The sequence below is a fragment of the Roseburia sp. AF22-2LB genome (genome assembly GCF_003461125.1).
In the GTDB taxonomy this organism is placed as follows: Bacteria; Bacillota; Clostridia; order Lachnospirales; family Lachnospiraceae; genus Roseburia_C; species Roseburia_C amylophila.
The window spans coordinates 37,160-52,828 of sequence record NZ_QTWM01000010.1 but is presented as its reverse complement, the minus strand read 5'-3'; the positions used below and the strand labels follow the sequence as shown (position 1 = coordinate 52,828).

The 15,669-nt window shown below is 41.5% G+C and carries 13 protein-coding genes, 1 tRNA gene and 1 other annotated feature; of the genes, 12 read left to right on the top strand and 2 right to left on the bottom strand.

Annotated elements, in window-relative coordinates; translation table 11 throughout:
- Positions 1 to 96: 96 nt before the first annotated feature.
- Positions 97 to 591, bottom strand: a complete 495-nt coding sequence (locus tag DWX96_RS12845; protein WP_118057672.1) for a DUF6512 family protein — start codon at positions 589 to 591, stop codon at positions 97 to 99.
- 355 nt (positions 592 to 946) lie between these two features.
- On the opposite strand from DWX96_RS12845, the gene ispF reads away from it, so the two are divergent.
- The 10 genes from ispF to DWX96_RS12790 all read left to right on the top strand — a co-directional run bounded on the left by ispF (position 947) and on the right by DWX96_RS12790 (position 10,747).
- Positions 947 to 1,486 carry a 2-C-methyl-D-erythritol 2,4-cyclodiphosphate synthase gene (gene ispF / locus DWX96_RS12835; RefSeq protein WP_022242903.1) on the top strand — a complete coding sequence of 180 codons (540 nt, stop codon included), beginning with the start codon at positions 947 to 949 and terminating at the stop codon, positions 1,484 to 1,486.
- Between the two features lie 79 nt (positions 1,487 to 1,565).
- Positions 1,566 to 1,784, top strand: a binding site (T-box leader).
- A 130-nt stretch (positions 1,785 to 1,914) separates the two neighbouring features.
- Positions 1,915 to 2,592, top strand: coding sequence for a serine O-acetyltransferase EpsC (gene epsC, locus DWX96_RS12830; protein ID WP_022242902.1), 678 nt, complete (start codon positions 1,915 to 1,917; stop codon positions 2,590 to 2,592).
- 31 nt (positions 2,593 to 2,623) lie between these two features.
- Positions 2,624 to 4,042, top strand: a complete 1,419-nt coding sequence (gene cysS / locus DWX96_RS12825; protein WP_117698606.1) for a cysteine--tRNA ligase — start codon at positions 2,624 to 2,626, stop codon at positions 4,040 to 4,042.
- Positions 4,027 to 4,488, top strand: coding sequence for a Mini-ribonuclease 3 (locus DWX96_RS12820; protein WP_022242900.1), 462 nt, complete (start codon positions 4,027 to 4,029; stop codon positions 4,486 to 4,488). Before cysS ends, DWX96_RS12820 begins: the two co-directional genes overlap by 16 nt.
- Positions 4,489 to 4,498: 10 nt before the next feature.
- On the top strand, positions 4,499 to 5,254 hold the full coding sequence (gene rlmB, locus DWX96_RS12815; protein ID WP_416390276.1) for a 23S rRNA (guanosine(2251)-2'-O)-methyltransferase RlmB: 756 nt from the start codon (positions 4,499 to 4,501) through the stop codon (positions 5,252 to 5,254).
- 12 nt (positions 5,255 to 5,266) lie between these two features.
- On the top strand, positions 5,267 to 5,863 hold the full coding sequence (gene sigH / locus DWX96_RS12810) for an RNA polymerase sporulation sigma factor SigH (RefSeq protein WP_118057674.1): 597 nt from the start codon (positions 5,267 to 5,269) through the stop codon (positions 5,861 to 5,863).
- A gap of 4 nt (positions 5,864 to 5,867) precedes the next feature.
- Positions 5,868 to 8,039, top strand: a complete 2,172-nt coding sequence (locus DWX96_RS12805) for a YhgE/Pip domain-containing protein (RefSeq protein ID WP_118057675.1) — start codon at positions 5,868 to 5,870, stop codon at positions 8,037 to 8,039.
- Between the two features lie 19 nt (positions 8,040 to 8,058).
- Complete coding sequence (locus DWX96_RS12800; RefSeq protein WP_199534332.1) at positions 8,059 to 8,451, top strand: hypothetical protein; 393 nt, start codon at positions 8,059 to 8,061, stop codon at positions 8,449 to 8,451.
- Positions 8,452 to 8,465: 14 nt separating this feature from the next.
- Positions 8,466 to 10,607 (top strand): YhgE/Pip domain-containing protein, encoded by a 2,142-nt coding sequence (locus tag DWX96_RS12795; RefSeq protein WP_118057676.1) that lies wholly within the window; start codon positions 8,466 to 8,468, stop codon positions 10,605 to 10,607.
- 67 nt (positions 10,608 to 10,674) lie between these two features.
- Positions 10,675 to 10,747, top strand: a tRNA-Thr gene (locus tag DWX96_RS12790).
- A gap of 269 nt (positions 10,748 to 11,016) precedes the next feature.
- On the opposite strand, the gene DWX96_RS12785 is transcribed toward DWX96_RS12790, so the two are convergent.
- The gene (locus tag DWX96_RS12785; RefSeq protein WP_158561855.1) at positions 11,017 to 11,760 is read right to left on the bottom strand and encodes a LytR/AlgR family response regulator transcription factor; all 744 of its coding nucleotides are present in this window, start codon (positions 11,758 to 11,760) and stop codon (positions 11,017 to 11,019) included.
- Positions 11,761 to 11,963: 203 nt separating this feature from the next.
- Here DWX96_RS12785 and DWX96_RS12780 point away from each other — a divergent pair, with 203 nt between their 5' ends.
- On the top strand, positions 11,964 to 14,738 hold the full coding sequence (locus tag DWX96_RS12780; protein WP_118057677.1) for a hypothetical protein: 2,775 nt from the start codon (positions 11,964 to 11,966) through the stop codon (positions 14,736 to 14,738).
- Between the two features lie 148 nt (positions 14,739 to 14,886).
- On the top strand, positions 14,887 to 15,642 hold the full coding sequence (locus tag DWX96_RS12775; protein WP_022242242.1) for a tRNA threonylcarbamoyladenosine dehydratase: 756 nt from the start codon (positions 14,887 to 14,889) through the stop codon (positions 15,640 to 15,642).
- The last annotated feature ends 27 nt before the right edge of the window (positions 15,643 to 15,669 follow it).

Below are 15,669 nucleotides of genomic sequence, written 5' to 3'. Positions count from 1 at the left end.
CGCACTGCGGCGTATAAGGTAGATGTCGCAAGCGACCGCCGCAGGCGCGAGAATGTGCCAAGGCACATTCTTTGTTCAATTACAAAAGCGGAAAAATTATGGCTCCTGAAAGAGTCCGATTTCAGGTGGATAGAAACTGAAGATAAAAAATAAAATAGCAGGAATCACCAGGCAAATAAGAGCAAGTGCGCGATGATCAGCAAGAGAACGTTTGTCTTTTAAGAACCATCCCACAAGAAAAGCTCCCAGAACGCTGATGTAGAAGATAGCAATATCGATTGCCATAACAGAGAAACCAAGTACACCAGTGTATGTGTAGAAGAGAATTGGAATCAAAGCCAATCCTGCCAGTGCACCAATGGACAATGCTACAGGGAGAGGATTTTGTTCCGGAAGCTTAAAAAACAAAAATAAAATGAAGATAAGCATCGGGAAAAATAAGAGTTTCATGTGTTCCCATGTGGACTCATTCCATGGCGCAAAAAGTCGTACAATAGAATTATTGCCAGACCAGTCATAGATAAAATGGAATAAAGTTCCAACGATAGCCACAAAGATAAATCCCCAGATAAAAATTTTTTTAGAATTCATAAATATACCTCCTGATACTATAGTATGAAACAAAACAGGAAATAATATGAAAAAAGAAATCTATAAACCTGTATCAGAAAATAATCAAAGTATGCTATAATGTCCGTAAGCATTGAGCAGTGCCAAAATCAAGGAAAATCCAGATTGACTGCTTGCAGGCAAAGATGGATTTTTCTTGATTTTGATAGGGCGAAAGCCCGGGAGCGCGAAGAGGTGAAGCCGCTTCGTGCGTGCACTGCGGAGGAAGAGAAAGGAAATAGGGCGAAAGCCCGGGAGCGCGAAGAGGTGGAGCCGCTTCGTGCGCGCACTGCGGAGGAAGGTAAAGAAGAAAGCGGAAAAAGAAAGGAAAAATCACATGCGAGTAGGAATGGGATATGATGTTCATAAATTAGTAGAAGGAAGAAAATTAATCATAGGCGGAGTGGAGATACCGCACAGTCTTGGCTTGCTGGGACATTCGGATGCAGATGTTTTGCTGCATGCCATCATGGATGCGTTGCTGGGGGCAGCGGCTTTAGGAGATATCGGAAAGCATTTTCCGGATACAGACCCGGCATATGAGGGGATTTCCAGTATAAAATTATTGGAAGAAGTGGGACAGCTTTTAGAGAAAGAGAATTATGTCATTGATAATATCGATGCTACGATTATTGCCCAGAAGCCAAAGATGCGTCCACACATTGAGAAGATGGAAGAAAATATTGCACAGGCATTGAAGATAGACGTCAGTCAGGTAAATGTAAAGGCAACCACAGAGGAAGGGCTTGGCTTTACCGGAAGCGAAGATGGAATCAGCTCCCAGGCAATCTGTGCTATCTCAAGTATCTATGAAAACAGCATAGCAGTGGGAGGCAGTGAACGAAATTGTGCAGGCTGCCCGGGATGCGGAAAATAACTTTTCTATTGACAAAATGGCAATTCGTGCATAAACTAGTAGCGTAAAAAGAATTTAAAAATGATTCAGAAATGAATTGATAAATGCAGTGAACGGAAAGAGTAGTATACATGCGTGAATAAAAGAGAGAGACTGTCATCGGCTGAAAGCAGTCTTGATTCCAAAGTATATGAAGTGCATCCGGAAGCAGTCCCGGTGAAAGCAAGTAGCCAGGAACGAATAGCACACGTTACGTGTATTGAGGGAAAGCAGCAATGCTTTACTTAGAGTGGAACCGCGGAATAACTTCGTCTCTATATTTATATAGAGACGATTTTTTACTTTACAGGAAATTGCTTTCCTGTAAAGCAAAAAACGCTCCGCGAGAAAAATCGCATGCCTGCATGCATAAAGGAAAGAATTTATACAGTGAACAGGAGGCTGTAATCATGGGTTTTATAAAAGAGTTGAAAGAAGAATTTGAGATTATCAAGGAACGTGATCCGGCATTAAAATCTCCAATGGAGGTTTTGCTTTATCCATCATTTCGTGTTATGCTTAGTTATAGGCGTGCACATAAGCATTACCTGAAGGGACATTTCTTCCGGGCAAGATATATTTCACAGAAAGCAGCAAGAAAAACCGGAATTGAGATACATCCGGGCGCAGTAATTGGAAAAGGATTCTTTATCGACCATGGTACCGGCGTTATCATCGGAGAGACATCAATTATCGGAGATAATGTAACCTTATATCAGGGTGTAACCCTGGGCGGAACCGGTAAGGAAACCGGAAAACGTCATCCGACCTTAGAGGATAATGTAATGGTAAGTGCCGGAGCAAAAATCATTGGTTCCTTTACCGTAGGAGAGAATTCGAAAATCGGCGCCGGAAGTGTGGTAATTGAAGAGGTGCCGCCAAATTGTACCGTAGTAGGTGTTCCGGGACGAATCGTAAAACGTAACAATGTAAAAATTCCACGCAGCGATATGGATCAGTGCAATCTGCCGGACCCGGTACAGGAAGACATCAATGTATTGCAGCGGGAAAATTCAGAATTATGCAACCGTATCATTGATATGGAAAAAGAGATAAAAGCATTAAAGCAGGAAGTAGAAAAGAATTAAATAAGTAATTCCAGGAACGATGGAGGATAACATGGAGAACAACGTAAAGATTTTTAATACCCTTACAAGAAAAGTAGAGACCTTTGTGCCAAACGAAGATGGCAAAGTGAAAATGTATACCTGCGGACCAACCGTATATCATTTTGCACATATCGGAAATCTGCGCAGCTATATTATGGAAGATGTATTAGAGAAAACACTTCGCTATGCAGGTTATGATGTAAAGCGTGTCATGAACATAACAGACGTAGGACATCTTTCCAGTGATGCAGATACCGGTGAGGATAAAATGTTAAAAGGCGCAAAGCGTGAGCACAAGACCGTTATGGAGATTGCAAAGTATTATACCGATGCATTCTTTTCCGATTGCTCCAAATTAAATATCAAACGTCCGGATGTGGTAGAGCCGGCAACCAATTGTATCCCGGAATTTATTCATATGATAGAGGTACTTTTAGAGAAAGGCTATGCATATATTGCCGGAGAAAATGTATATTTTGATACATCAAAATTAGATGATTATTATGTATTCTCCAGCCAGAGCGAAAAAGAGCTGATGGTAGGTGTCCGTGATGACGTATCTGAGGATGAAAATAAGCGCAACAAGAGTGATTTTGTATTGTGGTTTACCAAGTCCAAATTCGATAACCAGGAACTGAAATGGGATAGTCCATGGGGCGTTGGTTATCCGGGCTGGCATATCGAGTGCTCCTGCATCAGCATGAAGCATTTAGGTGAATATATGGATATTCACTGTGGTGGTGTGGATAATATTTTCCCACATCATACCAATGAGATTGCACAGAGTGAAGCATATCTTGGACACAAATGGTGTAATTACTGGTTCCATGTGCATCATCTGAATGATAAATCAGGAAAAATGAGTAAATCCAAGGGAGATTTCCTGACCGTTTCCTTGTTGGAAGAAAAAGGTTATCTGCCGCTGGTATATCGTATGTTCTGTCTGCAGTCCCATTATAGAAAGCCATTGGAATTCTCTTATGAAGTAATGGATAATATGGAAAATTCCTATGTAAAACTTCGTAAGACCATTGCAAAACTGGATGCGTCTACAGAAGTAGAGCAGGATAAATTTGATGCATACAAAGAGAAATTCCTGCAGGCATTAGAGGATGATTTAAATACTTCCATGGCACTGACTGTAGTATATGAAGTATTGAAAGCCGATATGACCGATGCAACCAAGCTTGCACTGGTAAAAGATTTTGATTATGTATTATCTCTTGATTTAGCAGCGGGAGAAGCAGCAAATCCTGCCGATGAAATCGATGCAGATTTAGAAGCATATGTATTAGAAAAAATCGAAGAGCGTAAGGCTGCAAAGAAAGAAAAAGATTTTGCCAAAGCAGACGCAATTCGTAATGAACTTTTGGAAAAAGGAATTGTCTTAGAGGATACCAGAGAGGGTGTAAAATGGAAAAAGGCATAGATTCCCATATCAAAGAATATTTTGACCTGCCAAAGGTGGATGTAGCAACCTACTCCCCTTTGGCACTTGCCTACATAGGAGATGGCATTTATGACCTTGTCATAAGAAGCATTGTAGTTGGAAAAGGCAATACCAAGGCATCCCGTCTGCATCAGACCACCAGCCATCTGGTGAAAGCACATGCACAGGCAACGATGATGGAGACACTGACTCCAATGCTTACGGAAGACGAAACGGAAATTTACCGCAGAGGCAGAAATGCCAAGTCTCCGACCATGGCAAAAAACGCAACTATGTCAGATTATCGCCGTGCCACCGGCTTTGAAGCATTGATGGGCTATTTATATCTGACGGATCAGTTTGAGCGGATTTTGGAATTGGCGAAAGAAGCAATCAGACACTATAATGTGAAGACCGGAAAGAATGATCTGGCAGGAGGAAAGTAGAATGGAAGAAATGCAGATGGAAAACACACAGGCGGAAAGCACGAAGATAGAAGGAAGAAATGCAGTTTTAGAAGCATTTCGTTCCGGGAAAACCATAGACAAGCTGTTTGTATTAGATGGCTGTAAAGACGGTCCCATTCAGACCATTTTAAGAGAAGCGAAAAAGCATGATACGCTGGTACAGTTTGTGGCAAAAGAGCGTTTAGAGCAGTTGTCAGAGACGAAGAAGCATCAGGGTGTCATTGCCATGGCAGCAGCATTTTCTTATGCAACGGTAGAAGATATTTTAGAAAATGCCAGAAAGAAAAATGAAGCACCATTTGTCATTTTGCTGGATAATATTGAAGACCCGCACAATTTGGGTGCAATTATCCGTACTGCCAATCTGGCAGGTGCCCATGGCGTCATTATTCCAAAGCGCCGTGCAGTGGGACTGACCGCTACCGTAGCAAAGGCATCCGCAGGAGCCATTTATTATACACCGGTAGCAAAGGTAACCAATCTTACCAATACCATCCGGGAATTAAAGGAGCAGGGCATGTGGTTTGTCTGTGCAGATATGGGTGGCACAACCATGTATGATCTGGATTTAAAAGGTTCTATCGGACTGGTTATCGGAAATGAAGGAGAAGGTGTCAGCAAATTAGTAAAAGAAAACTGTGACTTTGTGGCATCGATTCCAATGAAGGGAGATATTGACTCCTTAAATGCATCGGTAGCAACAGGTGTTTTAGCTTATGAAATTGTAAGACAGAGATTAAGTTAACAGGAGAGAGAGATGCAATCTTATCAGAACATGAGTGATGAGGAATTAATTGCAGCACTTCGTAGTGGTGAAAAAGAAATTACAGATTATCTGATGGACAAATACAAGAGTCTGGTTAAGAAAAAAGCAAAAGCACTTTATCTCATTGGTGGTGAGACGGACGATTTGATTCAGGAGGGAATGATTGGTCTGTTTAAAGCTGTCCGGGATTATCAGCCGGATAAAGACAGCAGCTTTTTTCATTTCGCAGACCTTTGTATTGCAAGGCAGATGTATACAGCGGTGGAGGCTTCCAATCGGAAAAAGCATGCACCGCTCAATTCGTATGTACCCCTTTATGCAGATAGTGAGGATTCGGAAGGCAGGAATCTGGCGGATGTGTTAGAGACTATAGATGAGGCGAATCCGGAAAATTTATTTATCAGTCAGGAAGACCGGGAAGATTTCAAGCGGAAAGTAAATGAAACTTTAAGCAAAATGGAACAGGAAGTGTTGTCGTATTATCTGCAGGGCTTTCGCTATGAGCAGATTACAGAAGCTATGGGAAAAGAGCCGAAGGCTGTGGATAATGCGTTGCAGCGTTTAAAGAAGAAGTTGAAAGGGAAGTAACAGCATGAAAAATATCATTCACATTTTTCGTAAGGACGTAAGAGGACTTTGCAGGAATTTTTTCGCACTGGTCATTGCAATCGGATTGTGTTTTATTCCATCTTTGTATGCATGGTTTAATATTTATTCCAACGAGGATCCTTATGCCAACACCGGAAATATCTATATTGCAGTGGCATCTGAAGATGAAGGAATGAAATTAGAGGATGGCACAACCGTCAACATGGGTGTTCAGGTGATTGAGCAGTTGAAGGAGAATAAGTCCATAGGCTGGCAGTTTGTAGACAGCTCTGATGAAGCAATCAGCGGAGTAGAAAGTGGAAAATATTATGCGGCAGTAGTTATTGGTGACCGCTTTTCCGAGAGCATGTTCAGCATCTTTTCTAAAGGACTGGAGAATCCGACCATTACATATTATGAGAATGAGAAGAAAAATGCCATTGCAACGAAAATTACCGATACTGCAGTGAGCACATTAAAGTCCAGTATCAATGAGACATTTCTTGAGACAGCGGCAAGTGCCATGTTTGCCCAGATGGATAATCTTTCTGAGAAAATAAGTGAAGATGGCGGTGTGGATGGATTCCGCCAGAAATTAGAGCAGCTCAGCCAGAATTTAAAGGACTATGATACCATGATAGACAGCTTCCTGTCCGGAAATGAAGAACTGAGCGCAGGGATTGATGAAGCCAATTCCAGTGTGTCAAAGGTGGAAGATAAAATTGATTCAGCTGTAAATTCCCTAAATGGAACAAAGACACAATTAGACAGTACGGATACTACACTTTCAGATTTTTCCAAGAATGTGGAGACAACCTTAACGGATATTGAGAATTCTTTGAATAAGATTTCAACGGATATTACCAATGCCGGACTGGGAGATTCTGCCAAGAAGACAACTGAAAGTATTGAGACAACAACGGATGATATTAAGACTTTAAATGACCAGTTGCAGTCGCTTTATGGAGCAATCAGTGGACTCAAGACAGATGAGAGCTTTACGGACGAGCAGAAAACGGATATGGATGATGTGATGTCACAGATTGATGCGTTGAAGCAGGATGCAGAAGAAATGCAGAAGCTTTTAGAGACACTGATGCCGGACAATGCATCAGATGCAGTAAAAGATGCGGTAGATACTGTGACAGGCGGAATGAATACAGCATTGTCTACCTGCAGCAAGACCATTGAAAATATGAAGAATGTATACACCAATAATCTGGTGCCTGGAGTATCCGGAATATTGGATACGGCATCCCAGATACTGGTCAATGTAACCAATCTTTTGAATAATCTGAATAATACATTAGGTGACATGGAAACCATTTTCGATGGAACCTTAGATATGGTAGATGCTACAGATGAAAGCTTTACACAGATTCAGACATTGCTGAAGACCTGTGATACAAAGATAGAAGAGGCAATCAGCAAGCTGAATGAAGCATCGGAAGATGAACAGATGCAGATTATCATGGAACTTTTGGGCGGCGATCCGGAATCCTATGGTAAATTCTTTGCACAGCCGGTAAAAGTGGAGACAAAGCAGGTTTATGAGATTAAAAATTATGGTTCTGCGGTTGCACCATTTTATACAACACTGGCACTCTGGGTAGGCGGTATTGTACTGGTGGCACTGATTAAGGTAAAGGCATCCGAAAAGGATTTGACGAATCCGAAGCGTTATCAGCTTTTCCTTGGAAGATATCTCATTTTCTTTGTGATGGGACAGATACAGGCATTGATTATTGTGCTGGGTAATATTTATCTGCTGCATTGCCAGGTGAAGAATCCGGTATTGTTCTGGTTTGCGGCGTCGCTGACGAGCTTTACCTTTACGCTGTTAATTTATGCACTGACACTTTCCTTTGGAGATATCGGAAAAGCACTGGTGGTTGTAATGGTCGTTATCCAGATTGCAGGTTCCGGTGGAACATATCCGATTGAGATATTGCCGGAATTTTACCGGCGGGTATATATTTTCTTCCCATTCCCATATGCCATTAATGCCATGCGTGAAACCATTGGCGGCATGTATGGCGGAACCTATGAGAAGAATCTGGCAGAGCTTCTGATTTTCGCAGCAGCGGCATTGTTAATCGGACTGATGATTCGCATACCATTTATGGGTATCAATCATTTCGTAGAAAAGCGAATGAAAGATACGAAGATGATGTAAGAGAGCAGGTGAAGAGCAGATGGAAAAGAAAGAAGATTATGAAAAGCTTTATGACATGCTTTTAGGCTATGAGCAGGAGATTCATAAGAAGAACCAGAAACGTATCCGCATCGGATTGCGGTGCCTTATCATTATTCCACTGATTTTCCTGGCATTGTTATTCTGGACAGAAAGCTCAAAAATTGTATTTTTGATTCTGTGGATTGTATCGCTGTTTATTCTGGCAGGATATTTAATTTTCGTAGAATATTCGGACTATAAATTACAGGAAAAATTAAATGAGATTTCTAACCGGGAGCAACAGGAGAGAGATGCACTGATTGGCGATGGAATTGCCCAGGTAGAAGAACGGATTCGTACCGTACTTCAGACGGCAGAGCAGGAACTTTTAACGGATAGCACAAAGGAGTAGCAGAGGGATAACACATGAAAAATATTTTTAGAATCTTTTACCGGGATTTTAAGAGAGTCAGCACAAATGTGGTAGCAGTGGTTATTGTAATAGGTCTTTCTATTATTCCGTCACTGTACGCATGGTTTAATATATTGTCCAACTGGGACCCGTATGGACCGGAATCTACATCAAATCTTAAGATAGCAGTATATTCCGCAGATGAGGGAATTGACATGGGAGGTCTGTCTTTAAATATCGGAGACAGCGTCATTGATGCCCTGAAAGCCAATCAGACTATGGGCTGGCAGTTTACTGATACCATGGATGAAGCAACCGACGGTGTATACAGCAGTGAATATTATGCGGCACTGATTATTCCGGAGGATTTCTCCGAGAAAATGATAAGCTTCCTTAACGGAGAAGTACAGAATCCGCAGATTATTTATTATGAAAATGAGAAGAAAAATGCCATTGCACCAAAGATTACATCCAAGGCAAAAACGGCAGTACAGGAGCAGGTTAATGCAACCTTTGTCAGCACTCTGGCAGAAGTCATGTTAAAGGTAAATGATGTCATGGTAGAAAATGGAATGGATTCCGGCTCTATGATGAATCTTTTCCTGACACAGCTTAATGATTTAAGCGGAGATTTGGACGGCTATATTGCATTGCTGAATTCTTTTGTCAGCATTACCAATTCGGCATCCAGCCTGATTGATACGACACAGGTTATGCTGCCGAATCTGAATACGATGGTAGATGATGGTTCGAATACGGTAAATACCATGCAGGGAGCATTGAATTCCGGCAGCCTTAATGCCAGTGCTTTGGCTGAGGTTATTTCAGCAAATCTTAATACAGCAGCCGACAGCCTTGACAACATCAATACGCTGATACAGAATGCCTTAGATCAGTTGGATGACTATGGTGATTTATCTTTCGGCGGATTGCAGAGCGCAATTAATATGATGCCGCTGATCCGCCAGTTATTTGAAAACAGTGTGGCAGACTGGAAGGATGATGAAAGTGTTTCCGGTCAGATTGCAGAAATCGAAGCACAGTTAGATAAAATTGAAGCAGATTTAAACAGTGTCCAGAATAATGTCACAGATTTAAATACTGCAAAGGATACTTTAAACACTGAAATATCTACCGAAATAACTTCCTGTAAGACCGAAATAAAAGCTTTAAAAGATACGTTTGACTATTCGGTAAAAGGTCAGCTGGAGACAACCATTCAGTCCATGCAGGGGTCGCTGAATCAGACACAGGCAATTTTAAATGGTGTCGATGGAGATTTTGATGAAGTATCGGAAGTGTTGGATGCTTATAGTGAAACCCTCGATAAGGGAAATGAAAGCTTAAGTGATTCACTGGCAGCAGCACAGGAAATGAAGACCGGACTTGACAGTGTGATTACAAGTCTCAGTGCTCTGGAAATCAGTGACCAGTATCAGGCTTTGATGAAAATCTTAGAGACCGACCCGACTTTGTTAGGAGATTTCTTATCTTCTCCGGTCAATATGGAGACGAAAGAGATTTATCCGATTTCCAATTATGGTTCGGCAATGTCACCGTTCTATACAGTACTGGCATTGTGGGTAGGTGCGTTGATTCTGGTGGCAATCATTCATGTAAAGGTACTTCCGGATGAGAAAATACCGGATGCAAAACCTTACCAGAAATTCTTTGGAAGATATATTACATTCTTCCTGATTGGACAGGTGCAGGCATTGATTACTGCACTGGGAGATTTATTTTATATTAAGATACAATGCCATAACCCGTTCTTATTCTGGCTTGCCTGCGCATGCTGCAGCTTTGTATTTACCTTATTTATGTACGCATTAACGGTAGCCTTTGAAAATGTCGGAGAGGCTTTGGCGGTAGTCATTATGGTTATCCAGGTAGCAGGAGCAGGCGGTTCCTTCCCAATCGAAGTACTGCCGGCAATCTATCAGCGGATTTACCGTTTCTTCCCATTCCCTTATGGAATGGATGCCCTGCGAGAGACCATTGGTGGTATGTATGGAATGACTTATTGGAAATGCCTCGGCATCTTGGGCATCTATATTATAATCTCACTTCTGATTGGACTTGTAATTGCAATTCCGTTCCGGAAGTTAAATATGAAGATTGAGCATAGCAAAGAAAAATCTGACATTATGCTGTAGAAAAGTATTGACAATCATAGCTCTCTATAGTATAGTATTACAAGTCGGGATTAGTTCCGACAGAATTGCTGGCATGGCTCAGTCGGTAGAGCGTCGCATTGGTAGTGCGGAGGTCACGGGTCCGATTCCCGTTGCCAGCTTAACTAGAAAAAAGGCTGTAATCCTTGATTTTTCAAGGGTTACAGCCTTTTTGGTGATTATGCAAATCGCATAAAACATATTAACATCCGAGTCTGAATAATTTGCAGATTGTGTTAAATAACTCGGAACAGCTATTGAAATTAAAACACATAGTTTCGTCCTCCTTATTTTCTTTGAAATCATGTCTTAGCTAAGTACAAATGAATTGTAACAAGTCTGTAACATTTTCGCAATAGGAGTACATTGGAAACATGGGAAATATCTGGACTTAGGATAAGCCGGGAGGAGTTGGCTCTTTCTCAAGCTTTGCAAACCAGCTATTAACGGCCTTGCTTACCTCGTCACGTTTACGAAAAGGAATCTGCACAATGGAGTGGTCTTCCATAATAAGGTCGTGCTGCAGAATTCCAGTGACATGGTTTAGGTTTACCAGATAGCTGCGGCCAACCGGAAGAAAACAGGCAACAGAGGCAAAGTCCTCGGTAAGCTGTGTCAGGTTTCCGGGAATCGTAAAAGTCTCTGATATAGCGTGCAGCAGGACATTGTGCTGCCCGGTTTCAAAAAAGAGAATATCTGAGTAAGGAAGAGAATATTCCTTCCTACGGACAGAAAAGGTAAATACTTCATTGGATTCCTCTAAAAGCGTATCGCAGCGGCTCATGGCATTGAGAAAATCTGTGTGTGAGTAAGGCTTTTGCAGATAGTAAAGAGCATTTACCTCATAGCTTGCCATGGCATGTTCCGTAGAAGAAGTGGTGAAAATAATGCCACCTTCATAGCCCAGTGAACGAAGGATACGTGCTGTTTCCACACCATCCTGGTTATTCATATAGATATCTAAAAACAGCAGAACCGGATAACGCTTTTCTTCCTTATAATATTGAATCATCTCTTCGCCCGAAGAAAAAAGTAGAATCTCCATATTACAATGATGTTTCGTGGCATATGTATTCAGATGATGTTTCAGCCGTAAGGCATCGCTTTCAGAATCTTCGCATAAGTAAATCAGCATAATTATTCTCCTGTATATAAAAAGTAAAAAACACCGGATACGAAACAAGTATAACATATTGAAAGAAAATAAAAATCATTTTTTATCGACAATCAGGAAGATAAAATCACAATTTGGAAGAATTGGTTGCAAAATTTTAAGCGTTTTCTTAAGATAGAAACTGTGTGAACAAAAGAAATAGAAATAAAAAAAGGAGAGGAAATATGGGAAAGAAACGAAAAAAACGATGTCTGGCATTTTTGATGGCATTGGCTATGATGACAGGCTTATTTATGGGAGATGCTGCCGGACTATTGGTAAAGGCAGAGGATACGCCGGCATCCGTTCAAATAGGAATTACAACATTAGAGACGGGCTGGTATGTGAAGGCGGTGGATCCTCCTTCTACACCGGGACCATCTGCAACGATTCGTGGCGTCGATAAAGTAGGGGAAGAACCGGAAAGTGGTGGTTATATTTATTTTGATAAAGATACGGCAACCATGACTGTATATAATGATATGGAGATTGCTACTTCCGGACCGAATCCGGTGACAGTAACAGGCGGAAACTTAACAATTTCCGGAGCAGGAAATTTTACTGTAGAAGGAACTTCTCCTGCATTTCTGTTAGCCGGAACCGGTGCTGCCGTTGTCACAAAGGATTTTACCGGAAATTTTAAGGTGACAAGTAATAGTAATGTAATAAACGGTGGCAGCAGATTTGAGATAGATACAACCGGTGATATTACACTGGAAACTGCATCAACGTCTTCAGAGCCAATTGCTTTGAGCAGTGGAGTGGTTGATTTAAGTGGAAAGAAAGTTACGATAACCGCACCATGTGGTATGATTGACAGTGGAGTATCCACACTGAACCTGACACAGACAGAAGGAGACCTTGCATTAAGTTCTGCATCTGATTATTATCCAATTTTCCATGCAGAAAATGTTACCCTGAAAAATACCGGTGGAAAGGTGGAACTGGAAAATACCAGCACAGGGGTGTTGACTGACAGTAATCTTACGATTGAAGCTGCAGGAGATATTTCTTTAAAATCAGCGAAGGGAATAACAAGCAAGAGTAATCCACAGGTGAGATTAACTTCAACCAATGGGGATGTTACAATAGAACAGACTGCAAACTCTGTCATGCAAGATGGTAAGCTGACGATTCGGGCATTGGCAGGAGCAGTAAGCATTTCAACTAATGCAACTGTACCGATGTTTCAGGCAGAACTTGATATAAAGGCAAAGAATGATGTAACACTGAAACAGAATGGAACAACAAATTCATCACTTACCTGGGGTGGAGCAGGTGGAAGTATTGAGTGTACTGATGGGGATATTACAATAGAACAGGAAGGCAGCACATATGTAATTTCGACTTTGAATGCAGTCGACCTGAATGCAGGTGGAACGGTTACGTTAAAGAGAAATACGGAAGGAACAGCATTAACTTCCATGGTGAAAGGGATTCCTGCAACAGGTGTAATCCAGCTTGTAGACGGCACAAAGAAAGGAGCCATCGTAGATGGAACCGTATATACTGCCAGCGGATGTACGCATCCAAAGCGTATCAATGGAAAATGTGTTGTTTGTGATGACCAGGAGCCGGTGGCTGCTATTGTAGATGCCAGCGGAAATGTAACAAATTATAACAGCCTGTCCGATGCATTCCATAATGCCAATGCAGACAATACTGTAAAATTATTAGTTGATTATAAGAACAGCAGTGAAACAATTGATTTATCCTCTGTATATAAGGCTGTAAATCTTGATTTAAATGGGAAGAGTTTAACATTAGATGCATTTAATATCATGAATCACTTAAGCGTTTCCAATGGAAAGCTTAACCTGAGAATGCTCAATGATGCAAATACTAGTCTTTCTGATAAATGTACATTAGAAAATGTGGAAGCGGATATCCATGAGATAAGTTGGACTGCAAATGGTGGTCTGGAATTAAAGAGCAGTAGACTTCATGTAGGTTCACAGGCATCCCCTTGCTCATTCTTTGTAGAAATGATTACAATAGCACCGGATGACGATTCTGTAATTACACTAGAAAACATGATAAGTGGTCTGGCAAACTATAAAAATGTACCAGCAATGGAACAGGCATTGGACAAATTAATTCCTTTCGGATATTCAGTTTTTGTTGATACTGATATTACAGTACTGGATGAATCCGGAAATCGTGCCAAAAATCTGGTACTTCGTAATAAGAAGCTGGCAGAAGCGGACATTACTTTAAGCCCGGCTGCCTTTGTCTATGATGGCACAGGAAAAGAGCCGGCTGTAACCGTAACGTATGATGGAATGACATTAACTGAAGGAAGGGATTTTACGGTTACTTATGTTGATAATATTGAAGTGGGTGATACAGCTGCAGCAATTATCAGTGGTTCCCGCTTTTTAGACAGTGTAACAAAATACTTCAGCATTACCAAAGCACATCGTGGAGCACCAACAGGACTTACCGCAGTAGCAGAAACCATTGATGGCAAAAATGATGGAAAGATTCGTGGTGTGAATGCGGAAATGGAATACAGTATTGATGGAACTACCTATACCGCAATTACAGAAAATGAATTGACCGGACTTGCCGACGGAACTTATCTGGTACGTTATCAGGAAACACGCAATTATTATGTGTCTTCTGCAACACAGATTGTAGTAGAAAAAGGACTTCCTTCTTCCGACAGCTTAAACCCGTCAAACCCGGGCGGCGGAAATAATCTGGAAAATACACCAGGTGGAAGCACGCCAAATGAAAATAATAATGGAACGACATTAACCGCCGGAAGTAATGTTGTTACAACATTGCCAGGCGCATCTTCGCTACAGACACCGGCAGCAACAACGTCTGATAGCAGCACACAGGTTAAAACCGGAGACGACAATCAGATATTCCTATATTTTCTTGTACTGATTGCTGCGGCAGGAGTGGCTGCGGGAGCATATGGCAGATTAAATGCAGGACGCCGTATGAAATAAGTGAAAAGGGATATATCGGAAATAGAAAAGTCATGAAATGAAAAATAAAAATGCTGTACTTTCAGAAATGGGAGTGCAGCATTTTTCTGTTGCAAAGAACATAAGGACGCGGTAAAATGTAGCGTAGTCAAAGAAGAGGAGATAGAAGATGCTGACACAGTTTTCAAGAACCGAACTATTGCTTGGAAAAGAAGCAATGGAAAAATTAAAGAATGCAAAGGTTGCAGTATTTGGAATTGGCGGAGTAGGTGGATATGTCTGCGAAGCACTGGTAAGAAGCGGAGTTGGAGCTTTTGATCTGATTGATGATGACAAGGTATGCCTGACGAATCTCAACCGTCAGATTATTGCAACCAGAAAGACCGTTGGAAAATATAAAACAGACGTCATGAAAGACCGTATTTTAGAGATTAATCCAGATGCCAGGGTAGAAGTGCATAAATGCTTTTTCCTGCCGGAAAATGCGGATGAATTTCCTTTTGAAGAGTATGATTATATCGTAGATGCAGTAGATACGGTAACAGCGAAGATTTCACTGGTTATGAAGGCACAGGAGATGAATGTGCCGATTATCAGCAGTATGGGAGCCGGAAATAAGTTAGATGCCAGTCAGTTCCGTGTGGCAGATATTTATAAGACAAAGGTATGCCCGCTGGCAAAAGTAATGCGCCGTGAGTTAAAGAAACGTGGCGTAAAGAAGCTTAAGGTGGTTTATTCCGAAGAGCAGCCAACCAGACCAGTTGAAGATATGGCAATCAGCTGTAGAACCAACTGTATCTGTCCGCCGGGAGCAGCCCATAAATGTACGGAGCGGCGTGATATTCCGGGCAGTGTGGCATTTGTGCCATCTGTCGCTGGACTGATTATCGCAGGTGAAGTAGTAAAGGATCTGGCAGCAAAATAAGAAACAGATAAAGAAAACCGGATGTGG

Bases quoted from the DNA above. Each gene is read 5' to 3' on its own strand.
- DWX96_RS12820 (WP_022242900.1), top strand. From the start codon at position 4,027: ATGGAAAAAGGCATAGATTCCCATATCAAAGAATATTTTGACCTGCCA.
- sigH (WP_118057674.1), top strand. From the start codon at position 5,267: ATGCAATCTTATCAGAACATGAGTGATGAGGAATTAATTGCAGCACTT.
- cysS (WP_117698606.1), top strand. From the start codon at position 2,624: ATGGAGAACAACGTAAAGATTTTTAATACCCTTACAAGAAAAGTAGAG.
- DWX96_RS12785 (WP_158561855.1), bottom strand. From the start codon at position 11,760: ATGCTGATTTACTTATGCGAAGATTCTGAAAGCGATGCCTTACGGCTG.
- rlmB (WP_416390276.1), top strand. From the start codon at position 4,499: ATGCAGATGGAAAACACACAGGCGGAAAGCACGAAGATAGAAGGAAGA.
- DWX96_RS12845 (WP_118057672.1), bottom strand. From the start codon at position 591: ATGAATTCTAAAAAAATTTTTATCTGGGGATTTATCTTTGTGGCTATC.
- DWX96_RS12775 (WP_022242242.1), top strand. From the start codon at position 14,887: ATGCTGACACAGTTTTCAAGAACCGAACTATTGCTTGGAAAAGAAGCA.
- DWX96_RS12780 (WP_118057677.1), top strand. From the start codon at position 11,964: ATGGGAAAGAAACGAAAAAAACGATGTCTGGCATTTTTGATGGCATTG.
- DWX96_RS12795 (WP_118057676.1), top strand. From the start codon at position 8,466: ATGAAAAATATTTTTAGAATCTTTTACCGGGATTTTAAGAGAGTCAGC.
- ispF (WP_022242903.1), top strand. From the start codon at position 947: ATGCGAGTAGGAATGGGATATGATGTTCATAAATTAGTAGAAGGAAGA.
- epsC (WP_022242902.1), top strand. From the start codon at position 1,915: ATGGGTTTTATAAAAGAGTTGAAAGAAGAATTTGAGATTATCAAGGAA.
- DWX96_RS12800 (WP_199534332.1), top strand. From the start codon at position 8,059: ATGGAAAAGAAAGAAGATTATGAAAAGCTTTATGACATGCTTTTAGGC.
- DWX96_RS12805 (WP_118057675.1), top strand. From the start codon at position 5,868: ATGAAAAATATCATTCACATTTTTCGTAAGGACGTAAGAGGACTTTGC.